The 19,975-nt window shown below is 55.1% G+C and carries 22 protein-coding genes; 8 read left to right on the top strand and 14 right to left on the bottom strand.

Going from position 1 to position 19,975, the window contains the following annotated elements; translation table 11 throughout:
- Positions 1 to 39: 39 nt before the first annotated feature.
- Positions 40 to 219, bottom strand: coding sequence for a hypothetical protein (locus SIB41_RS11005; protein WP_413358954.1), 180 nt, complete (start codon positions 217 to 219; stop codon positions 40 to 42).
- Between the two features lie 97 nt (positions 220 to 316).
- Here SIB41_RS11005 and SIB41_RS11000 point away from each other — a divergent pair, with 97 nt between their 5' ends.
- On the top strand, positions 317 to 934 hold the full coding sequence (locus SIB41_RS11000; RefSeq protein WP_169190001.1) for a TVP38/TMEM64 family protein: 618 nt from the start codon (positions 317 to 319) through the stop codon (positions 932 to 934).
- On the opposite strand, the gene SIB41_RS10995 is transcribed toward SIB41_RS11000, so the two are convergent.
- From SIB41_RS10995 to SIB41_RS10985, 3 genes are read right to left on the bottom strand one after another with little or no spacing between them, the layout of a single operon-like run.
- On the bottom strand, positions 910 to 1,089 hold the full coding sequence (locus tag SIB41_RS10995) for a hypothetical protein (protein WP_063420700.1): 180 nt from the start codon (positions 1,087 to 1,089) through the stop codon (positions 910 to 912). The two genes, SIB41_RS11000 and SIB41_RS10995, sit on opposite strands and share 25 nt — an antisense overlap.
- Positions 1,090 to 1,128: 39 nt before the next feature.
- Positions 1,129 to 3,219 (bottom strand): NAD-dependent DNA ligase LigA, encoded by a 2,091-nt coding sequence (gene ligA / locus SIB41_RS10990; protein WP_413358952.1) that lies wholly within the window; start codon positions 3,217 to 3,219, stop codon positions 1,129 to 1,131.
- Between the two features lie 24 nt (positions 3,220 to 3,243).
- A complete protein-coding gene (locus SIB41_RS10985) occupies positions 3,244 to 3,663 on the bottom strand; it encodes a hypothetical protein (RefSeq protein ID WP_063396619.1) in 420 nt (139 codons plus the stop codon).
- 121 nt (positions 3,664 to 3,784) lie between these two features.
- On the opposite strand from SIB41_RS10985, the gene SIB41_RS10980 reads away from it, so the two are divergent.
- A complete protein-coding gene (locus SIB41_RS10980) occupies positions 3,785 to 4,333 on the top strand; it encodes a SprT family zinc-dependent metalloprotease (protein ID WP_413358950.1) in 549 nt (182 codons plus the stop codon).
- 105 nt (positions 4,334 to 4,438) lie between these two features.
- On the top strand, positions 4,439 to 4,960 hold the full coding sequence (locus SIB41_RS10975) for an RNA helicase (RefSeq protein ID WP_413358948.1): 522 nt from the start codon (positions 4,439 to 4,441) through the stop codon (positions 4,958 to 4,960).
- Positions 4,961 to 4,975: 15 nt separating this feature from the next.
- On the opposite strand, the gene SIB41_RS10970 is transcribed toward SIB41_RS10975, so the two are convergent.
- The 7 genes from SIB41_RS10970 to SIB41_RS10940 form a co-directional block, all read right to left on the bottom strand.
- Complete coding sequence (locus tag SIB41_RS10970; RefSeq protein ID WP_011131544.1) at positions 4,976 to 5,425, bottom strand: hypothetical protein; 450 nt, start codon at positions 5,423 to 5,425, stop codon at positions 4,976 to 4,978.
- Between the two features lie 87 nt (positions 5,426 to 5,512).
- On the bottom strand, positions 5,513 to 6,091 hold the full coding sequence (locus SIB41_RS10965; RefSeq protein WP_169190004.1) for a chorismate lyase: 579 nt from the start codon (positions 6,089 to 6,091) through the stop codon (positions 5,513 to 5,515).
- A gap of 17 nt (positions 6,092 to 6,108) precedes the next feature.
- Positions 6,109 to 6,798: a pilus assembly protein PilZ gene (locus SIB41_RS10960; protein WP_413358946.1), complete on the bottom strand. Its 690-nt coding sequence runs from the start codon at positions 6,796 to 6,798 to the stop codon at positions 6,109 to 6,111.
- Between the two features lie 25 nt (positions 6,799 to 6,823).
- Positions 6,824 to 8,785 carry a tRNA uridine-5-carboxymethylaminomethyl(34) synthesis enzyme MnmG gene (gene mnmG, locus SIB41_RS10955; protein ID WP_413358944.1) on the bottom strand — a complete coding sequence of 654 codons (1,962 nt, stop codon included), beginning with the start codon at positions 8,783 to 8,785 and terminating at the stop codon, positions 6,824 to 6,826.
- Positions 8,786 to 8,836: 51 nt separating this feature from the next.
- A complete protein-coding gene (gene dnaB, locus SIB41_RS10950) occupies positions 8,837 to 10,255 on the bottom strand; it encodes a replicative DNA helicase (protein WP_011131540.1) in 1,419 nt (472 codons plus the stop codon).
- Between the two features lie 62 nt (positions 10,256 to 10,317).
- A complete protein-coding gene (rplI, locus tag SIB41_RS10945) occupies positions 10,318 to 10,776 on the bottom strand; it encodes a 50S ribosomal protein L9 (protein ID WP_011131539.1) in 459 nt (152 codons plus the stop codon).
- Between the two features lie 43 nt (positions 10,777 to 10,819).
- Positions 10,820 to 11,752: an acyl-CoA desaturase gene (locus SIB41_RS10940; RefSeq protein WP_063398644.1), complete on the bottom strand. Its 933-nt coding sequence runs from the start codon at positions 11,750 to 11,752 to the stop codon at positions 10,820 to 10,822.
- A 51-nt stretch (positions 11,753 to 11,803) separates the two neighbouring features.
- Between SIB41_RS10940 and SIB41_RS10935 the strand changes: the two genes are divergently transcribed.
- Positions 11,804 to 12,556, top strand: coding sequence for a hypothetical protein (locus SIB41_RS10935; protein WP_413358942.1), 753 nt, complete (start codon positions 11,804 to 11,806; stop codon positions 12,554 to 12,556).
- On the opposite strand, the gene SIB41_RS10930 is transcribed toward SIB41_RS10935, so the two are convergent.
- A complete protein-coding gene (locus tag SIB41_RS10930) occupies positions 12,535 to 13,455 on the bottom strand; it encodes an acyl-CoA desaturase (protein ID WP_011131536.1) in 921 nt (306 codons plus the stop codon). The two genes, SIB41_RS10935 and SIB41_RS10930, sit on opposite strands and share 22 nt — an antisense overlap.
- Positions 13,456 to 13,747: 292 nt before the next feature.
- On the opposite strand from SIB41_RS10930, the gene SIB41_RS10925 reads away from it, so the two are divergent.
- From SIB41_RS10925 to SIB41_RS10910, 4 genes are all read left to right on the top strand, one after another.
- Positions 13,748 to 15,049: an aminotransferase class I/II-fold pyridoxal phosphate-dependent enzyme gene (locus SIB41_RS10925; protein WP_413358940.1), complete on the top strand. Its 1,302-nt coding sequence runs from the start codon at positions 13,748 to 13,750 to the stop codon at positions 15,047 to 15,049.
- 20 nt (positions 15,050 to 15,069) lie between these two features.
- On the top strand, positions 15,070 to 15,468 hold the full coding sequence (gcvH, locus tag SIB41_RS10920) for a glycine cleavage system protein GcvH (RefSeq protein WP_413358938.1): 399 nt from the start codon (positions 15,070 to 15,072) through the stop codon (positions 15,466 to 15,468).
- Positions 15,469 to 15,539: 71 nt separating this feature from the next.
- On the top strand, positions 15,540 to 18,488 hold the full coding sequence (gcvP, locus tag SIB41_RS10915; protein WP_413358936.1) for an aminomethyl-transferring glycine dehydrogenase: 2,949 nt from the start codon (positions 15,540 to 15,542) through the stop codon (positions 18,486 to 18,488).
- A 116-nt stretch (positions 18,489 to 18,604) separates the two neighbouring features.
- Complete coding sequence (locus tag SIB41_RS10910) at positions 18,605 to 18,865, top strand: hypothetical protein (protein WP_413358934.1); 261 nt, start codon at positions 18,605 to 18,607, stop codon at positions 18,863 to 18,865.
- A 4-nt stretch (positions 18,866 to 18,869) separates the two neighbouring features.
- Here SIB41_RS10910 and SIB41_RS10905 read toward each other — a convergent pair whose 3' ends face one another.
- Both SIB41_RS10905 and SIB41_RS10900 read right to left on the bottom strand, forming a co-directional pair.
- The gene (locus SIB41_RS10905) at positions 18,870 to 19,076 is read right to left on the bottom strand and encodes a hypothetical protein (protein WP_041385292.1); all 207 of its coding nucleotides are present in this window, start codon (positions 19,074 to 19,076) and stop codon (positions 18,870 to 18,872) included.
- A 329-nt stretch (positions 19,077 to 19,405) separates the two neighbouring features.
- Positions 19,406 to 19,933: an NADPH-dependent FMN reductase gene (locus SIB41_RS10900; protein ID WP_413358931.1), complete on the bottom strand. Its 528-nt coding sequence runs from the start codon at positions 19,931 to 19,933 to the stop codon at positions 19,406 to 19,408.
- Between the last annotated feature and the right edge of the window lie 42 nt (positions 19,934 to 19,975).

Genomic DNA, 19,975 nt, shown 5'->3' with positions numbered 1-19,975 from the left:
ACGAGGTATGTCAAGATCCCAGCAAGAGGGCCCTTAGGTTCAATGATTTTTTAATTGTAAGGGGCCTGGCGTTTTTGCTTGTGGTTTTGCCCAAGCAAGTGTGGGTCTGAATAGACGTGTGCCGAGGCATCGGCGTAGCTCGTTGATGGCTGCTGTTGTGTTAGGAGCTTTGGTTTGTCGCCATAGCGCTGGTAGGCCTATGGCGGAGAGAGTGGTCAACAAGGCTTGCTGCAGAAGTTTGTGCCTACGCATCGCCAAGTCTGCATGAATCTTGAGTATGAGATGTATTGGTGTTGCATGCAGATTGCTTGTGTTGATGGATCCGGGGACTTGGCTGGAATCTTGGCTGCCTTTCTTGCAGACACCTATTGGTGCAGTTCTGTTTGTGCCTCTCTATGCACTTTGGGTCACCTTGTTGCTGCCAGGCGTATGGGCCTCGATGCTTGCAGGTGCTCTCTTCGGGACTGGGTTAGGCAGTTTGTTGGTGTTTGTCGGTGCCTGCTTGGGTGCAGAGGCATCCTTTCTGCTTGGACGTTACTGGCTAAGGAATTGGGCTCGACGTCGCCTGGCAGTTGTGCCAAAACTGCAGGCTGTTGAGAAGGCGGTGAGTCGTGAGGGTCTCAAGTTGGTGCTCTTAACCCGCCTGTCTCCAGCGTTCCCTTTTAGTGTGCTCAACCTGGCATATGGCCTCAGTGAGGTGAGTCTGCGGGATTATTCGATCGGTTTGATCGGCATTCTTCCTGGCACTGTTTTGTTTTGTGGGTTTGGTGCACTAGCTGGAGATGTGGCGCGATTTGGGGATGTTCTCTCTGGCCAGGCAGATCCTGCCACCTGGACTCTCAGAATTGTTGGGGTATTGGCCACGGTTGTCGTGGTATGGCTGGTAGGCCTTGCAGCCAAGCGAGCTCTTCAGGATTCCGAGCCATCCAGTTGATCTGGGTTGTCTAGCTGCCAGTCTTTGAGGGCGGCAAAGAACACGAACCAGATCAGCCGGAGGCGTGCAAGCACCCCAGTGCGTTGAGCCAGATCTGCATATTTGGCACGTCCGCAGGCTGTTTTGATCCAGGTGTTGATGTTGGCTTGGCTCATGCTCTTATGCAGTGATTCAAAGCCTAGGGATGGAGAACTTCAGCTGGCCAAAAGTTTGAGCAGCTCCTCCTGGTTAAGGACCGTGACTTCAAGTTTCTCGGCCTTGTTCAGCTTGCTGCCCGCTTCAACTCCAGCCACCACATAACTGGTGTTTTTGCTGACAGAGCTATTGACTTTGCCACCGGCGGCTTCGATCAGGGCTTGGGCTTCGCTGCGGCTCAGGGTTGGCAGAGTGCCTGTTAATACAAAGGTTTGGCCCTCCAAGCTGACCGTTCTTTGGTTTTGATCTGTGTCGTGAGCGAGCTCGTCTTCATTGGCTTCCAGGGAGATGCCTAGCTGTTTCAACTTGGCCAGAAGCTGTTGATTGGCGGGGGTGGCAAACCATTGTTGTAGTGACTGCGCAATTTCGTTGCCGACTCCGAACACTGACGTGATTTGTTCGGGTGCCTTGCAGGCGGCGTTGGCCAGTGTGGCGGCGCTGGGGAACTTTTTAGCTAGGGCTTTAGCGTTGACTTCGCCGACGTGGTGGATGCCTAGGCCGTAGAGCTGCTTATGCCAGGGCTTGCTTTTGGAGGCTTGCAGGGCGGTTATTAGGTTTGCTGTTGATTTACTGCCCATACGATCCATGCTTGCCAGAAGGCTTGCCTCGAGGGCATAGAGGTCAGCAATCGATTGCACGAGACCGCGGTTTACCAGCTGTTCGATCAGCTTGCTGCCGAGGCCATCTACATCCAGAGCTCCTTTACTGACCCAGTGACGCAGTGTTCCGCGCAGGATCGCTGGGCAGCTGCTGTTGACACAGCGTGTTGCTGCTTCGTCTTCTTCCCGCACTAGGTCTGATCGGCATTCCGGACAGATATGAGGCAGCTTGAGTGTCTGTGCTCCTGCAGGTCGTAGTTCTCTCAACACACCTATCACTTCCGGGATGATTTCGCCGGCCTTGCGCACCACGATGGTGTCGCCGCTATGGAGATCGAGCTCGCTGACCCGATTGGCGTTGTGCAGTGTGGCGCGGCTCACACTTGTACCTGCTAGTGGTATCGCTTCGAATTCAGCCACAGGTGTTACGGCGCCTGTGCGTCCTACCTGGCAGGTGAGTCTTAGCAATTTGCTTGGGGCTTCTTCAGCGGCGTATTTGAGTGCAATCGCCCAACGTGGGGCCTTTTGAGTAAAGCCTGCGGTTTCTTGTAGTTGTAAGTCGTTGAGCTTTACGACTACTCCGTCGGTGGCGTATGGAAGTTGATGGCGATCCTCATCCCAGAGCTTGAAGAAGTTTTCTACCGCTGTTAAATCCGCAAGCAACGCGGTGTTTGGATTCATTTTGAAGCCAATGGCCTGGAGCCATTGCAATGCTGCCCATTGGTTCATGGGTCTGGCTGGATCATGAGCTTTCGCTTGCCAGTTGTTTGGTAGATGCAGGGTGTAGGCAAAGAAGTCCAGCTGACGTGAGGCCACCACCTTGGGATCTAGTTGACGCAACGTGCCGGCACAGGCATTGCGGGGGTTGGCAAAGGCTACGTCGCCCCGTTTTCCTCGGGCAGTGTTGATGTCTGCAAAGGTGCTATTCGGGATAAACGCTTCTCCTCGCACTTCCAGCCAGGCTGGAGGATGCACGAGTTGTAATCGCAGCGGAATGGAGGCAATGGTGCGAACATTGGCTGTGATCTCCTCTCCATTAGCGCCATCACCGCGGGTGGCTGCGCGTATGAGTACGCCGTGTTCGTAGCTGAGGGCTAGCGCGTTGCCATCGATCTTCAGTTCGCCCACCATCGATAGATCAGGTTGAGGCGTTTTAGGGTTGGTTTGATGACCAAGCAGCTTGGCGAGTCGGACGTACCAGCCCGTTAGTTCGTCAACATTGAAAGCATTGTCGAGGCTGAGTAATGGGATGCGATGCTGAACACTTGCAAAGCCTTGAGCAGGGGCTCCACCAATCCTTTGGGTGGGGCTGTCTGGGGTGAGTAGCGATGAATCTTTAGCTTCTAGGTTCAGTAGCTCGCGATAGAGGCGGTCGTAGACGGCATCCTCCATCGTTGGTGTATCAAGTACGTAGTAAGAGTGGGCGGCCTGATTGAGTAGTTGGCGTAGTTCGGCTGCCCGCTCTGGGGGTGTTATCGACGTCGGGGTCACCGCAGCTGTCTTAAGAACGATTGGTCATGAATTGAGGGGCACAATGCGATCGACTCGCCATGAATCGTCAATCTTGCTGAATGTGAAATCCATTTTTAATTCATCTTTGCCATCAGATTTGAGTTTGATGGTGAGGATGACCTGGCCTTCTTGGAGCCTAGGTCGACCGGATTTGAGGTTGCGATATCGGTTGAGTTTCAGACTGGCCAGGAAGCGGATGAATTGTTGTCTGTTGACGTGCTGCCGATAGGTCTTGGTGGTGAGTAGGTAGGCAGCATCAATCCGACCTGCCGCGACCTGAGTGAAGAACTGCTTGACCAAGGGGTTGATGCCCCTTGCACTGAAGACCAGCCTGACGGCCGTGATGGTCCAGTAGAGCAGTAGGGCTCCAGCGCCAGCTAGTAGGGCTTTGGTCCCAATGTCCCGTGCCAGGGCTAGATCCATCATCTTGATGCAATTGAAAAGAGAGTCTGACTGACCGACTTCAGAAATATGGCTCTTCAGCGATTGTGTGAAGTGGGCAGACTGTCAAAGCTTGATTTAAGGGCCTACCCCACGCGCATTAATGCCTCTGGTGCCTCTGCTGCCGCTGTTTCATCGCTTCAATAGGGAATATTTCAATGGCGCCCTAGCGATTGGATCTCAGCCTCTTCTGTCTGTGCGGTGGAGTGATGGTCGATTGCGCAAGACAGCAGGTTTTTATCGTCGTGGCTTAAGGGTTGACGGCCGCAACAGCTGCGAGATTGTCCTTTCTCGTCCGTTGCTGGAGCTTCTGCCTCAGACCGCTACTGAAAGCACTCTTTGCCACGAAATGATCCATGCCTGGATTGATCTTGTACTGCAGGTTAAGGAGAGTCATGGCCCCAACTTTCATGCCCGGATGGCCGCCATTAACGCTGCCCAGAACCAGTTTCAGGTGAGTGTGCGCCATCAGTTTCCCGTGCCTCAAACGCCGCCGCGGTGGTGGGCGGTTTGCCCTCGCTGTGGTCTTCGTTCTCCTTATCAGCGACGTGTTCATCGCGCTGCTTGTCGGCAATGTTGCGACCGTCACTATGGGGGTAGCTGGCATGCCAGCTGTGTGTTCGTCTATGAATCTGCGTTACCGGAGGCCTGAGTGGACATGTTTTTCTGGGTGCTTCAGGTCAGCGGGGTCTCGATTGCCCTAATCGGTTGGCAACGGGAGCAGTGGTTGCACCGGCGGCGCCGGTAACGTCGATGCATGGATACACGTCGTCAACGTCGCCAAAGGTCCAGGGATCCCTTGGATCGTCGTTTGGATCAGTGGCTTGAGACAGGTCGTCAGTTGGTTGATGGTGTGGCCGGCACCCGCCCTGGACAGCGTGGATCTGGTCGTACAGACCGTCGTTCCGCTGCGAGCTTGGGAACGGTTGGTCGCTGGGTGGGTGACAAGCTTGAATGGTTGTTGGAAGAGGACGAGGACGATGGTTGGCTGGAGCCTTGGCAGTCTGAGCCTCAGTCCACTGAAATGCGAGTGAAGCGACCACTGGAAGCGATCTCTCGTCGTGTTCCCCCTTTGATTCAACCTGCGTCTTCTCGCAGTGAGGTTGTGCCTCATGAGGATGATTGGCCCGATGAGTCCACCTTCCAGGTTGATCGTTGGCAGCGTCGCCCATCAGAGCGGCTTAATCCTGAGGCCGCTTCAAGCCGAAGCGCATCAGAATCATTGAAGCGACCGCTGGAGCGGAGACCTTTGCCGCGTTCCAGTCGTCGGCGAGATTGAGCCTGCGCGATTCAATCAGGCTGCAGCGCTCAAAGATGCTTGATGTGGTTTGTGCGCTACGCGAAAATGGCAGCCTCGCAGTGCGAGTTGATCATTGACGTCACCTACCAGTTCTTCAGGTAGATCTTCAGCCATTTGCTCTGCTGTTGCATTGATGGAGGGCGATCCCTCTTCAAGGGCCTCAAGTAGTTCGGCCCATTGCTCCACCTGAAGTGTTCGGTTGATGGGTTGGTAGCCGCTTTTCTCAAGCAAGCCTTTGCAGATTTTGGCGTTCCAGAGAGCTGTGCGTGGAGGGGTTTGTGGACCGTGCTTATGGGCTGCACCAGTCTCAAGGGCTCCTGGAGTTGGTCGTCCATGTCGATCGCGCAAGCCTTGCAGTTGTAGAGCTCGGCCGCAATTGATTGCTGAGATGCCGTAGATGCGTCCCAGATCAGTGAGGCTCAGCCAGCTTGGGGAGGGTGCCATGGAGAGGGGAACCGCTTGAATAATCTTCCCGAAAGCACAAGAGTTGGCAAGTTGTCAAGTTAAAAATCGACAAATCGAGAGCTCTGGTCATGAACAGAGTTGAAGCTCTTGTCGTGGAGTGGGTCCGAGCCATTTCTCGAGCTCAGGGCTGAAAACTTCTCGGATCACTGTTAGTTCACGCTCTTGGCGAAAGAAGCGATAATGACGGCTCCAAAATGGCCCTGTTTGGCCGAATGCGGATTCGAGCCAATCGGCAGCGACAAGACCCAGTCCGTCGACTTCACGAAACAGTTCGGAACGGCCTTTTGTGAGACTGTCCCAGATGGGTTGATTGCGATTGTGGAGATGCTTTTCGGCTTCATCGAAATTCCACCAGCTTTCTGCCCAGGCCAGGGTATGGGAGTCGCAGATCAACCACACCTGGCGCCTTAGTAAAGGTGGTTTGAGTTCGCGAACTTCCTGCGGGGCTGTTGCATCAGGATTGGGTTCCGGTTGCATGGCAATGAGGTTGACTTGCACTTCATGGCCTGTGAGCAGTCTCAGGTGGCGGGTTGGGCTGCCATCCCCAAGCAGCATCAATCGCCAGGGTCCGGGAAGTTGCCAGGGGCCTTCACCAGAGAGCACTGCCTTGCTAGGGGCGTCCCAGACCCGTGCTGGTGAGATCAGTCCTGAGGGTGTCTGGTTCAGAAGGCGCCTCCAATGTTGAGCTGACGTTGCTGACCTTGATTTTTGATGACGGCACCATTGGCGTTGACAGAGTCCAAGCGCCAGGTACTGCTACCGATGTTCTCTCCGGGTTTTGCGGAGGCGGAGGTTTGCTTCAGCTGAAAGATTGCGGAGCTGCTGCCTTTAGGGCCATGTACGACACCTACAAGTACGGGGACTTCGCTTGCATTGTCCTGCAAGTGACTTGAGTGGCTGGAGAACGTTTCTTCGCGGATGGGAACGATGACAGGCTCCAAGCTTTGGACCCAATCAGGATCAAGCGGGGTTTGGGGAAGGACTGCCAGCTCAGCGTTTGTGTTTTGGGCGCTAATGCTTGAGCTGTTGCTGGGTTCTTCGCTGGTCGTTCGAGATGCGGCGGGTAACTTTCTGAGCCGCTCCATGACTAGCAAATTTCGTTCTCGGTCAAGCTGGGCTTGGGAGGCTTGCCAATTGTGAGCTAGCCAGACACTGCTGATTAGCCCCGCAGTGGCAAGACCAGTAAGAGACAGAGTAAGAGTTTGCCACTGAGGTGGCTTCGCCTTGAGTGATTCGTGGACATGCACCCTGGCAGAGGTCAGATGATTGTCTTCCTCGTGGAAGACGCGGTCCATCACCTGTTCAGCTCGTAGGTTCCAGTAGGCCCGCGAGGTGGTGAGCTGAGAGGGCACCGTTCGTTTCCAATGACATCCAACGTTATCGATCGTGACCAGAGGCGGCGAGGGTTCGACGCTTCTGCAGTTCCAGCCAGACCAACAGGGCGGTGAGATCTGCCTTGCTAACACCGGGAATCTGGCTGGCCTGAGCGAAATTGAGTGGCCCTACAGCGGTTAGTTTTTCGCGGGCTTCCTTAGAGAGGGTGCTGATGTTGGCGTAGTCGAGATTTGCAGGTAGGCGTCTTTGGCTCTGCCGCTTCAATTGATCAATTTGTTGTTGCTGCCGTTGTAGGTAACCGCTGTACTTGATATCAATTTCTGCTCCTTCTCTTACGCCTAGGGCAAGCTCTGGATCGACTAGGCCATGCTCGATCAGATCAGCACTACGCACGCCAGGACGTCGGAGCAGATCGGCCAGAGTTATGGATCCTTTGATTGTTGCGCCTGTTTTGGCCTCGAGGGCCGGTGCGGCTGGATCGCTAGCTTTGAGTCGCTGCTTTTCGAGTCGTTGTTTTTCATCCTCTAGAGCGGTTTGTTTGTGTTGAAACAGCTGCCAACGGCGTGCATCAATCAGGCCTAGCTGATAGCCCAGAGGCGTGAGGCGTCGGTCTGCGTTGTCGCCCCGCAAAATCAGGCGGTATTCGCTTCGACTGGTGAGCACCCGGTATGGCTCGTGTAGATCCTTGCTGACAAGATCGTCGATCATTGTGCCGATATAGCTGCCCTCGCGCGGAAATTGCACTTGCTCTTGGCCTTGGACGAGACGGGCTGCATTGAGACCGGCAACCAGCCCTTGGGCGGCGGCTTCTTCATAGCCGGTTGTGCCATTCAGTTGCCCAGCGGTGAAAAGCCCTTTGACGCGTTTGGTTTGCAATGAAGGACTGAGCTGTGTGGCGGGAAGGTAGTCGTAATCGACTGCATAGGCAGGCCGCAGCATGACGCATTGTTCAAGCCCTGGCAGGGTGCGTAGCAAGTCGAGTTGCAACCGCTCAGGTAGTCCGGTGGAGAATCCCTGCACATAAATTTCTGGCGTGTCGCGACCTTCCGGTTCGAGAAAAATCTGGTGAGAGTCTTTGTCAGCAAAACGGACGATCTTGTCTTCGATTGATGGGCAGTAACGCGGCCCTTTGCTGTCGAGAAAGCCTCCATAGATAGGCGTTAGTTCGAGGTTCTCTTTGATCAGTTGATGGGTTGATGCGGTGGTGCGGGTGATGTGGCAGCTCATCTGTTCACCGCTAACCCAGGCGGTTGGGTCGAAGGAGAAGAAGCGATCAGCGGCATCGCTGGGTTGCTCTTCCAGTTGATCGAGAGCAATGCTGCGTCGATCGACTCTGGCCGGAGTGCCTGTCTTGAGGCGATTGGTTTGGAAGCCAAGTGACTCGAGGGCTTCGGTGAGCCCTTCTGCGGCTTGCTCGCCGGCACGACCTGCCGGCATGGATTGATTGCCAACCCAGATCTGACCACCAAGGAACGTGCCGGTGGTTAGCACGACGGCTTGGGCCCGATAAATACTGCCGAAATAGGTCCGTACGCCTGTGATTTGTGCTGCATGTCCTTGAGCTGGCTCCCAGTGCTCCCCGCCACCCGATGGATCACCTTTGACTTCGAGGCCAGTCACCATCGCTTCTCTTAGAGAGAGGTTGGCTGTTTGTTGAAGCAACTGCAGCATTTGGCGTGAATAGAGGCGTTTGTCGGTCTGGGCGCGTAAGGCCCAGACCGCAGGGCCGCGGCTTGCATTCAGCACACGTTTTTGCAGCGCCGTCGCATCGGCAAGGCGTCCGATGACCCCCCCAAGGGCATCGACTTCATGCACGAGTTGACTCTTGGCTGGCCCTCCCACTGCGGGATTACACGGTTGCCAGGCAATCCGATCGAGGTTGAGGGTGAATAAAGCTGTACTTAGGCCTAAGCGCGCTGCCGTAATCGCGGCTTCACAACCGGCGTGCCCACCGCCGACGATGATGACGTCGAAGTGTTCGGTTGGGGGAGCACTGAAGGGCATGGGGCCCGTGACGTTCTAGAGAACAGTAGAAATCATCAATGTATTGCTGCTTTAGGCCGCCAGGTTGCGGAACCGTGTGAATTGAGGCTCGAACAGTAGTTTTACTGTGCCGACAGGGCCGTTGCGGTGCTTGGTCACGATGACTTCGGTGATGCCGCGGTCGGGGGTTTCTGGGTTGTAGTACTCGTCGCGGTAGATCATCAGCACCAGGTCAGCGTCCTGTTCGATTGAGCCTGACTCGCGCAGGTCGCTGAGCATTGGGCGTTTGTTGGTGCGGGATTCCACCCCACGGCTGAGCTGTGATAAGGCAATCACAGGTACGTTCAGTTCCCTAGCCATGCCCTTAAGGCCGCGGGTAATCCGGGAGAGTTCCTGAACACGGTTATCAGGCGTGGAGCCCTCCATCAGTTGTAGGTAGTCGATCACGATGAGTCCGAGTTCTTTGCCTTGTTCGGCCATGAGCCGCCTGGAGAGAGAACGCATCTCCAGGACGCCTGAATTGGGTTTGTCATCGATGTAGATCGGTAGCTGGCCAAGGGTGTTGATGCCCTGGCCCAGAAGAGGCCACTCTTCCTGCCGTAAACGGCCTGTTCTCAGTCGACTGCTCTCAATGCCAACCTCCATTGAAAGGAGGCGATAGGTGAGTTGTTCCTTGCTCATCTCCAGGCTGAACAAGCACACAGGCAGGTTGTGGAGTTGAGCAACGTTTTTGGTCAGATTGAGCACCATGGAGGTTTTGCCCATGGCTGGGCGGCCAGCCACAATGATCAGGTCACTGCGCTGCAGACCCTGGGTCATGGCATCGAGGTCGTAGAAGTTCACAGGGATGCCTGCGACGGACGTACCTAGTGAGCGGCTTTCGATCTCGTTGAAGGTGCTGGTAAGGATTTCTGCTGTGGGGGTGAGACCTTTGGATGGCTTTTCCTGGCTGATCGCAAAAATTGTTTGTTCTGCTTTGTCGAGAACCTGTTCCATCGGTAGGCCCTGGTCAAAGCCGAGTTGAATCACTTCGTTGCCTGAGCGAATCAACTGTCGCCGTAGGAATTTGTCCATCACCAAACGGGCCACTTGCTCGATTGATGCAGTGGAGGCGACGCGCTCTACAAGTTCGATCAGACGGTTGCTGCCACCTACCTTCTCCAGGGACCCTGTGTCGGCCAACCAGGCGCTCATTGCTGTGAGGTCGGTGGGTTTGCCCTGGCTGTGAAGCATCAGGGCTGTGCGGAAGATCTCTCGATGGGCGTTGAGATAAAAAGCCTCAGGTTGGAGCACATCGACCACTCTGCCGATGGCATCAGGATCAAGAAGGATGCCTCCTAGAACAGCTTCCTCTGCCTCCAGATTTTGAGGAGGCACGGAGTCTGGCAGGGCTTCAAAGCTCGGTTCTCGAGATGTAGAAGAGGCTTTCCTGAAGGGACGGGACCCCTCTGCGGCGGTATCGCCGTTGTTTGGCAGGGGGGCGCTCACCATGGATGAGGAGCTGACGTTATAAGGAGACCTACTTTGGCTTGTTTTGTAAGCCTTGCCAGCAATCAGTAGCTGACGACTTCGAGGTTGATTTCGGCATTGACTTCATTGTGCAGTTTCACTTGCACCTTGTAGCTACCGGTTCGGTGAATTTCCGGAACGATGATATTGCGTCGGTCGATCTCCTTCTTTGTGGCTGTTTCGATTGCTTCAGCGACATCACCATTGGTGACTGTGCCGAATAAGACGTCGTCTTCGCCGGTTTGCTTTTTAACGGTGAAACGCCCGATTGTGACCAGAGCGGTTTGGAAGTCCAGGGCTTCCTGCTTGATTGCCGCCTGATGTTCGGCCTGCTTGGCACGTCGGTGACCGACTTGTTTCATCACGGCTGGGGTCACAGGGACAGCCTTGCCGAAGGGAAGCAGGAAGTTGCGGGCATAACCAGGAGCAACCTCAACTAGGTCGCCGTCCTTGCCGAGGCTGAGGACGTCTTCGTTTAGGACGACTTGTACGCGCTTGGCCATGGCGATAAGAAGACGGACGAAGACTGTTGAGCGCTCGACAACCTTACGATGTGATCGGTAGCCGGATCTTGCGAGCCAAGCCTAGGGCTCGCATGAGGCGGATGTGCTGCCAGGTGAGGTCGATCTGACCGCGCTGGAGTCCATGAATGGCGGAGTGCGGGAAGGCGTGGTGGTTGTTGTGCCAACCTTCGCCAAAAGTAAGAGCTGCTACCCAAGGGTTGTTGCGGGAGTTGTCACCGCTGTCGAAGGCCACAGTCCCCCAGCAGTGACTGGCGGAATTGACTAGCCAGGTGATGTGATACACGATCGTTAGGCGCAAGGGGATACCCCACAGCACGAGGGCCCAACCACCGGCTCCACTGACGCTGCCGATCCAGAAGAGCAAACCGGCTAGCGGGAGCTGCAACAGTAGAAAGTACTTGTTAAGCCAGCGGTAATAGGGATCCGCTGCCAGGTCAACAGTGAGGCGTGGCACGACCCGCATGGCTGGAATGGGTTCAAACATCCAGCCCATGTGGCTCCACCAGAAGCCCTTATGACTGTTGTGGTGGTCGGGGTCAGTATCGGAAAACTTGTGATGGTGGCGATGGAGTCCTACCCAGTCGATTGGACCGTGTTGGCAGCTCAAGGTTCCGCAGGTGGCAAAGAAGCGCTCCAGCCAGTGGGGTACTCGGAACGACCGGTGTGAGAGCAGACGGTGGTAGCCGATCGTCACGCCGAGGCAGGCCGTGACCCAGTAGAGGACGAGAAGGGTTGTGATCGCTTGCCAGCTCCAGAAACGGGGCAACAGGGCCAGGATGGATAGGGCATGAATGGCGATCATGAATCCGATCGTTCCCCAGCGTCTTGATTCTTTGGGTGGGCAAATGGCCTGGCTTGTGTAGGAGCGCTGAAGTTTTGTAGAAAGGCTTGAGGCCTTATGCGAAGCTGCAGGCCTGCTTATCGTTGAAGGCGTAGGTATCACTCTGGAGGCCATGAGCGATCTATCGAATGTGCATAAACTATACACGATACGGATCCTTATCCAGTGAATAAGTCTGATGTTGAATCTGATTCGGCGACCAGGGGCTATCGCGAGCGCTTGGATGATGGGCGGCGGGCCATGGCTCATCTCATTCATGTCTGGCATGAGCGCAATGGTTGGTCACATAAGGTCTTGCCGGCTCTGGCTGAATGCCTTGATCTCGGCCGGGTGCACAATTCGCAGATCTCTAATCTGCGCAACGGCAAACTCGCTTCACCAGGCCCCGAAGTGTTTCTGGCATTGGGTCAAGCCAACGCCATCCTTCATGCCGGTCTAGAGCCGATTCGTGATCGCTTGGTTGAGGGGCATCCCGACTTACTCAAGGTGCTTTCGGAAAGTTCTCTTCCTCTGGAAGGAGCAGATGGTGAGCCACTCGGCGCTGGCGCTCTGTTTGAGATTTTTGTGGGTCTTGCTGCCTTACCTGCTGGCTTTGATTGGCGAATTGAAGAAGATGAGGCCGCAGCTCTTAGTGCTGCTTTGGCTGATTGTCTATGCAATGGAAAATCGTGGCGTCAATGCCGGGACAAGGTGATGGAGGCTTATCCAGTCACTAAGGCGCAGCGCAGAGAACGTTTTGCGGAGGTGATGGCTGGTTTGAGGGATTACAACTCTGAGGAACTCGATGGCGAATTACTTGATCTGCACGCAACTCAGGTGGCCTTGGGTGGAGTGAACAGACAGGGAGCAGAGGGGTTTTTGGATGATCTCAGGGCCCGCTCAGAGTTGTTGGTTGCTCAAGAAGCGCCGGAAACATAGCGGGCTTGCTGGACTCGACGAGCCAGGCCAAGACGACGCAATGCCTTCACGTGTTGCCAGGTGATGTCGAATTCAAACCATCGCAGGCCATGACGGGCGCTGGAGGGATAAGCATGGTGATTGTTGTGCCAACCCTCGCCGAAGGACAGCACCGCCACCCACCAGCAGTTGCGAGAGAGGTCTGGGCTGTCGAAGTTGCGGTAGCCAAATGCATGGGTCGCCGAGTTCACAAACCAGGTCACGTGGTACACAACCACCAGTCTCAGGGGGATGGCCCAGAGCACCAGGCCAAGTCCTCCACCGTGCACCTGGGCGACTTCTCCGTACCAGTAGAGCCCAAGACCGAGAGGGATCTGGAGCAGCAGGAACCAGCGATCAAGCCATCGGAAGAAAGGGTCGGCTAGCAGATCTCCTGCAAAGCGGTCCATGTGATCCAGCGCTGGAATCTCATGCAGCATCCATTCACTGTGGGCCCACCAGAGGCCACGGCCGGCGTCGTGGTGGTCATTGGTTTGGTCGGAGTAGCGGTGATGGTGGCGATGCAGAGCCACCCATTCGATGGGGCCACTCTGGCAGGCAAGCGTGGCCATGATCACCAGAATCCTCTCCAGCCAAACGGGTACGACAAAGCTGCGATGAGCGACCAGTCGATGTAATCCCAAGGTCACCCCGAGCACCGTGGTCCAATAAAGAACGGCAAAAGCGACCAACCCTTGCCAGCTCCAAAAGCGTGGTAGCAGTGCGAAGGTTGCTGCTACATGCATGGCCAGCATGAAACTGGTGGTGCCCCATTTGAATCGACGTTGTTTTGCTGGTAAAGGCTCACGATGAGCCTTTACAGCAGCCCACAAACGTTGCTGACGGTTTGTGGCTGAAGAGACCGGAAGAGGGGAAACCAAGAGGTACTCCTTTGGATGGGTCGGCCGCTTGGCTTGTAAGGCGAGTGGAGCGGAAAGGGCCGAGACATTTTCAAATCTAAAGGAACTATGGAACCGTTTCCAGGGGCCATAGCTCAGCTGTGCATCTTCTTGATGCGTTTTGAGCTATGGCAGTTTTGCCAATGATTTGCGCTGACTTGGTTTGGTCAACTGTGATTTTGGCAATGTTGTGCTCTTGCTCTTCACTTTCGATTTCGTTTGACGTTCAACGAGCATTCAGCATGGGGATGATTGATCCTGACCTCGGGTTGGTTTGAAGACATTCCCCGCAGCTGGCTTTGATGAACTGCTGGTGCAGGCCTGGGCCAGGCGGCACGTCGGTTTTGTCTCTAAGCGCCTTGAGGGGATCGCATGCGAGCGGACGGCTGCCGTAGCGGTTCGCCTTGCGAAGGTTTTGGAGGCTTTCAGCAGCGAAAGAGTCGCCACGCAACACTTTGCTTCCATCACCGGTTATGGCCATGGAGATCAGGCCCGGGAGGTGGTTGATCGTGTATTTGCAAAGGTGCTTGGTGCTGAGAAAGCAGCTGTTCGCCTCCAGTTTGTGAGTGGTACCCATGCAATTGCGACTGCGTTGTTTGGCGTTCTTCGCCCTGGTGACCGACTCCTGTCAGTGACCGGAGAGCCTTACGACACCCTTGAAGAAGTGATTGGTCTGCGTGGATCCGGCCAGGGGTCTTTAACCGAATTAGGGATCTCTTATGACCAGCTGCCCCTCACGGCCGAGGGATGTGTGGATGTTTCAGCCTTGGAACGCGCCTTGGAAGTGCCAACAAGGATGGTGTTGATACAGCGCAGCTGTGGCTACAGCTCGCGGTCATCTCTTTCGATCAAAGCCATTGGCGAGTTGTGTCATCGCATCCATAACTCTCAGCCTGGATGTGTGTGTTTTGTCGACAATTGCTATGGCGAGCTTGTTGAGGATTTGGAGCCCCCAGCAGTTGGTGCTGATCTGATTGCGGGCTCTTTGATCAAAAATCTCGGTGGCACGATTGCTCCAACTGGTGGATATGTCGCCGGTCGGACTGATTTGGTCGAGCAGGCTTGCTGCCGGCTCACTGCCCCAGGGATTGGTAGTCAGGGGGGCACTGGCTTTGATCTTTATCGGTTGGTGTTGCAGGGGCTGTTCTTGGCTCCACAAATGGTGGCAGAGGCATTGATCGGAGCTGATTTGGTCGCGGGTGTGTTCGACACTTTGGGCTTTGCAGTGAAGCCCTCGATGGGAGCCTTTCGTAGCGATTTAATTCAGGCGGTGCAGCTTGGAGACCCTGAGGTTTTGAAAGTTGTTTGCAGGGCCTTTCAGGCATGTTCGCCTGTTGGGGCCTATCTCGATCCTGTGCCGGCTGCGATGCCTGGGTATGCAAGCGATTTGGTGATGGCGGGCGGAACATTTATTGACGGCAGCACCAGTGAGTTTTCTGCAGATGCTCCCTTGCGCCCCCCTTACAACCTCTATGTGCAGGGAGGTACCCATCGCACTCATGTGGAATTGGCACTGATTCGAGCTTTGGTGGCTTTGGTTCGCGCCGGTTTGCTGGATGTACCCCAGACTGGGTGAGCTTTGCCTCGCCAGGCTCGATGGCTTTCCAATTCCCCGACCACTTTCGGTTTGCCGATACCCATGAATACGCCAGTTTGGATGGTGAATTGGTGCGGATAGGCATCAGTGCCTTTGCTGTTGATCAGTTGGGTGACATTGTGTTTGTGGATTTGCCGGAGGTGGGCGATCTGCTTAAGCGCGGCACCACTTTCGGGTCCGTTGAGTCGGTGAAAGCTGTCGAGGATTTGCATGCTCCGATCAGCGGTGAGTTGGTGCGAATTAATGAGTCGGTGCTTGCCAGCCCGGATGAACTTCAAAATGATCCTCATGGTGAGGGGTGGTTGCTCGTGGTTCGCCCGTCGGACCCAGCTCAATTGCAGGATCTGATGGACGCAGCCACCTATGCCAACAAGGTGGCTGTCGAATCCAGCAACTAATCACCCGATGAAGTGCGATGGTTCTGGGCCAAATTTTCTAAACTTCTGTCCATCTTGTTGATGAATGTCCCTTGACCCTGCTTGAACAGCGTGCAGTTGAGGCTTCAAGCATTCAGTCTTCACCTTTTTTGGTGAGGCACATTGGGCCCAGCTTGGAAGACCAGCAGCAAATGCTGCTGGAGCTTGGTCATCGTGATCTTCAGAGCTTTGTTGCTGCTGTAGTTCCTTCAGACATTCTCGAGACAACGGCACCCAGCAGTTCCCTTCCTGAGGGCTGTGGTGAAGTTCAGGCTATGGAGGAACTGCGTCTCATCGCGGCGGCGAATCGGGTGAGGCGTTCTTTAATTGGGCTTGGCTATTACGGCACAGCAACGCCTGCGTTGATTCAGCGACAGGTGCTTGAAAATCCTGCTTGGTATACCGCTTACACCCCTTATCAGGCTGAGATCTCTCAAGGACGGCTTGAGGCTCTGTTCAACTTTCAGACGCTGATCAGTGAACTCACGGGGTTGCCGATCGCCAATGCTTCCTTGCTTGATGAGGGAACGGCAGCTGCTGAGGCGATGAGCCTCAGCTTTGCGATTTGCAAGCGCCCTGAGGCTCATCGTTTTCTCGTGGATGCGGAGGTTCTTCCCCAGACTCTTGCCGTGTTGAGAACTCGGGCTGAACCTCTGGGCATTGATCTTGAGGTGGCCGAGCCGATGACCTTTCAGTTTGATGCTGAGGTCTTTGGTGTTTTGCTTCAGTTGCCTGGACGTAGCGGCAGGCTTTGGGACCCCACGACCTCCATTCAGGCTGCTCATGAGGTAGGGGCCCTGGCAACTGTTGCCATTGATCCTCTTGCTCAGGTTTTGCTTGCTCCAGTGGCTGAATTTGGAGCTGATATTGCTGTTGGCAGTGTTCAACGGTTTGGGGTGCCAATGGGCTTTGGGGGACCTCACGCCGCCTTTTTTGCCACCCTTGAGATCTTCAAGCGCCAGGTCCCTGGACGTCTAGTCGGCCAGTCTGTGGATGCGGAGGGGCAACCGGCTTTGCGATTGGCGTTGCAGACCCGGGAGCAACACATCCGCCGAGACAAGGCCACCAGCAATATCTGCACGGCGCAGGTCTTATTGGCTGTGATGGCGTCGTTCTATGCAGTGCACCATGGACCCGATGGGCTCGCTGCAATCGCTAGACGAGTCCTGCTTTTACGGGCTCAACTGGAGAGGGGATTGCATCAGTTGGGCTATCCAGTCCAGTCGATAGCTCGCTTTGACACGATTGAGGTGATCTGTCGTGAAGCTCCTGCTGTTCATCAGGCAGCCGCTTTGGCGGGATTCAACCTGCGGGTGTTGCCTTTGGGTGTTGCTCCAGAGGCAGCCCATGGATTTGGCATTAGTTTTGATGAGCTCAGCACCGATCAGGAGCTGAAGTCGATCCTCCAGATTTTGGCTGAGGCTGCAGGTCAGCCTGTGCCAGTTCTCGAAGACCCTGGAAACCCTCACCTTGAGGAGCTTGTTGGCTTGCCGTTGCGCCAGCGACCTTGGTTGCAGCAGCAGGTGTTCCATCGCTATCGCAGCGAAACCGAGTTGCTTCGTTACCTCCAGCGATTGGTGGGCCGCGATCTTTCATTGGTGCACGGGATGATCCCCCTGGGCAGTTGCACGATGAAGCTCAATGCTGCAGCTGAACTGATCCCCATTAGTTGGAGGGAGTTTGCGGCGCTGCATCCTTTTGCTCCTCAGGATCAGTGTGATGGTTATCAGAGATTGGTTCAGGACCTGGAACATTGGTTTGCAGACATTACTGGCTTTGCCGGGGTGTCTTTGCAGCCGAATGCCGGCTCTCAGGGGGAATTAGCTGGCTTGTTGGTGATTCGCGCTTGGCATCATTCCCGCGGAGAGCAGCAGAGAGATGTTTGTCTGATTCCCACCAGTGCCCATGGCACCAATCCAGCCACGTGCGTGATGGCCGGTTTGCGGGTGGTGCCTGTGGCTTGTGATGCAGAGGGGAACGTGGATCTCAATGATTTGGCCAGCAAGGCAGAGGCCCATGCTCCTCAGCTGGCAGCCCTGATGGTCACCTATCCCTCAACCCATGGTGTCTTTGAACCGCAGATTCGTGAAATCTGTGAGCTCGTTCATGGCCACGGTGGCCAGGTGTATCTCGATGGCGCCAATCTCAATGCGCAGATCGGTTTTTGTCGTCCTGGGACTTATGGCGCTGATGTTTGTCATATCAATCTGCACAAAACATTTTGTATCCCCCATGGCGGTGGTGGACCAGGGGTTGGTCCGATCGCGGTGTCTGCTCATTTGATGCCCTTCCTTCCAGGTCATCCCCTCGCTGCCTGCGGCGGCGAGCAGGGAATCGGCGCAATTTCGGCTGCGCCATGGGGCAGTGCAGGCATCCTGCCGATCAGCTGGATGTACCTGCGTATGATGGGTTCGGAGGGATTGCGGCAGGCCAGTGCCGTTGCACTGTTATCTGCTAATTACCTAGCCCATCGGTTGCATCCTCATTACCCGGTGCTGTTTCGGGGTCAAGCAGGGTTGGTTGCCCATGAATGCATCCTCGACCTGCGCCCCCTTAAGCGAAGTGCAGGCTTGGAAGTGGATGACATTGCAAAGCGGTTGATGGACTACGGCTTTCATGCCCCAACCGTGAGCTGGCCGGTGGCAGGGACTGTGATGGTGGAACCCACTGAGAGCGAGAGCTTGGAGGAGCTCAACCGCTTCTGCGACGCCATGATTGCCATACGCGAAGAAACGGCAGTGATTGAGTCAGGCCAGATCGATCCTCAGAACAACCCGCTGCGACGGGCACCTCACACCTTGGCGGCCGTCACAGCAGAGGTTTGGGATCGTCCATACTCCCGCGCCGAAGCTGCTTTCCCATTGGCTGAGCAGCGCCAAAGCAAGTTTTGGCCTGCGGTTTCGCGAATTGATAATGCCTATGGCGATCGCAATTTGCTGTGTAGCTGCCCATCAGTTGAGGAGCTTGCTGATAACGCTGTTCTTCAACCTCCCCTGGTGTGAACAGATTAAAGGCAGTAACTTTTCACTGAAAACCGAATTTTTGGTTTTTAATTCAGCACATGTGGCAGTGTTTTGACCATACTGTCCCGCATCTGCACCATCGCTGGGGGGACAGCATGGATAGCGACACTTCATTGAACCAAGTAGATCAGTCCTCTAGGGGGGCTGGGGTAACTCTTCCTACCCTTCCAGATGGATTGGAATCAGCTCTGCTGCAGGGACATACCTTGGCGGTTGATGGAACCAATGTGGTGCGTGTCCCTTTTGGTGTCCGTCAGCCACGCCGTCAACGACCTGAGCGTCCAGAGCGATGGGCAACATTGGTGCTGCCATTTCAATCTCAAGGACACCCCACACCTCCTCCTCATGCTGCCTAATTGATCAGGCAGCATCAAGCAACTTTGATTGTTGAGAGAGACGCCAATCCAGCATCGACTTGACATCTGTCAAGGAACAGATTGGGGTGCGGAACGGCAACAAAAGCATGGGACTGCGTTCAGGCCTAACTAACCATGTTTGGTTGCTCTGTGGCAGGAGCAGAAAACCGCGGTATCGAACAGCAGCGTTTTGGCCAGGCTGAGATCCCATCGCGCAGAGGGCTGAATGCAATGACTTGTGCATTTCAAGCCACAATATCTAGCGTGCCAATCTTTTTTAGATTGTCTTTATGATTGGGATTGTGTCTGGCTTTTGTTGTTTCTAGACAGGGCAAGGCTTCTGGTAAATCAGGCTTTTGCTCTCATTCTTAAGTTAGCAAAACCAGATTTTTTGCGTTTAAAGCTGTAGAGAGTTTCTTTTGTAAGAATCCATATCTAGTGTTCACTAGATTTAGTTTGTTTCGCAGTTCTAGGCCTTCGAGCGGTCGGCGAGAAGATCCTGATCGAGGCTTGTGCAACAAGGTGATTGGTTCGGATGGATCAAAGCTTGAGAGGTTGCATCTGCATCAGCAGGTGCACTAAGTCTCGAATGGATTCGTCTTTGGCGGGTTTGGCGTGGTTACTCATCAGCTGCCGTCCAAGCACTTGAGCGCCGAGGTGGCTGAGTTGACTGCGCAGGCTCATCGACATGCCCATGCCGCCCCCGCCGGAAAAGCTTGCCATTGCGATTGGCCTGCCGTTGAACAAACTGCGGAAGTCATCTCCTTGTACGGAGAGCCAGGCGACGGCACTTGTGAATGCAGGTGGAATCGAGCCGTTGTATTCAGGCGCGCAGATCACCCAGTGCGAGGCCGCCATCAGCTGTTGATGGAGTGGGGTGACACTGTTTGGCATTCCAGCTTCCTTTGCCACAGGCGTGAACAGTGGCAGGCCCAAGCTTGTGAGATCGAGAATCTTGGCTCTGTGGCCCTGGTGTTCAGCTTGAGCGGCGATGCGACGAGCTAGCTTTAGGTTCTCACCATTGCTAGCGGCGATGACAAGCAGATCGGGGGGGGGTGATAAAGCCATAAACCTGGTCTAACTCAAGAGATACTGTGCTCACGCAACCAA

This window comes from Prochlorococcus sp. MIT 1201 (genome assembly GCF_047303415.1).
In the GTDB taxonomy this organism is placed as follows: domain Bacteria; phylum Cyanobacteriota; class Cyanobacteriia; order PCC-6307; family Cyanobiaceae; genus Prochlorococcus; species Prochlorococcus marinus_D.
The sequence above is the reverse complement of the archived record's forward strand: the minus strand, read 5'-3'. Positions and strand labels throughout refer to the sequence as shown.

What these genes read in the sequence shown, in the direction of transcription:
- SIB41_RS11000 (WP_169190001.1), top strand. Translation starts at nt 317, where the DNA reads ATGGATCCGGGGACTTGGCTGGAATCTTGGCTGCCTTTCTTGCAGACA.
- SIB41_RS10995 (WP_063420700.1), bottom strand. Translation starts at nt 1,089, where the DNA reads ATGAGCCAAGCCAACATCAACACCTGGATCAAAACAGCCTGCGGACGT.
- SIB41_RS10985 (WP_063396619.1), bottom strand. Translation starts at nt 3,663, where the DNA reads ATGGATCTAGCCCTGGCACGGGACATTGGGACCAAAGCCCTACTAGCT.
- SIB41_RS10980 (WP_413358950.1), top strand. Translation starts at nt 3,785, where the DNA reads ATGCCTCTGGTGCCTCTGCTGCCGCTGTTTCATCGCTTCAATAGGGAA.
- SIB41_RS10975 (WP_413358948.1), top strand. Translation starts at nt 4,439, where the DNA reads ATGGATACACGTCGTCAACGTCGCCAAAGGTCCAGGGATCCCTTGGAT.
- SIB41_RS10970 (WP_011131544.1), bottom strand. Translation starts at nt 5,425, where the DNA reads ATGGCACCCTCCCCAAGCTGGCTGAGCCTCACTGATCTGGGACGCATC.
- mnmG (WP_413358944.1), bottom strand. Translation starts at nt 8,785, where the DNA reads ATGCCCTTCAGTGCTCCCCCAACCGAACACTTCGACGTCATCATCGTC.
- dnaB (WP_011131540.1), bottom strand. Translation starts at nt 10,255, where the DNA reads ATGGTGAGCGCCCCCCTGCCAAACAACGGCGATACCGCCGCAGAGGGG.
- rplI (WP_011131539.1), bottom strand. Translation starts at nt 10,776, where the DNA reads ATGGCCAAGCGCGTACAAGTCGTCCTAAACGAAGACGTCCTCAGCCTC.
- SIB41_RS10940 (WP_063398644.1), bottom strand. Translation starts at nt 11,752, where the DNA reads ATGGCCTCCAGAGTGATACCTACGCCTTCAACGATAAGCAGGCCTGCA.
- gcvH (WP_413358938.1), top strand. Translation starts at nt 15,070, where the DNA reads ATGGCTTTCCAATTCCCCGACCACTTTCGGTTTGCCGATACCCATGAA.
- SIB41_RS10910 (WP_413358934.1), top strand. Translation starts at nt 18,605, where the DNA reads ATGGATAGCGACACTTCATTGAACCAAGTAGATCAGTCCTCTAGGGGG.
- SIB41_RS10905 (WP_041385292.1), bottom strand. Translation starts at nt 19,076, where the DNA reads ATGGGATCTCAGCCTGGCCAAAACGCTGCTGTTCGATACCGCGGTTTT.
- SIB41_RS10900 (WP_413358931.1), bottom strand. Translation starts at nt 19,933, where the DNA reads ATGGCTTTATCACCCCCCCCCGATCTGCTTGTCATCGCCGCTAGCAAT.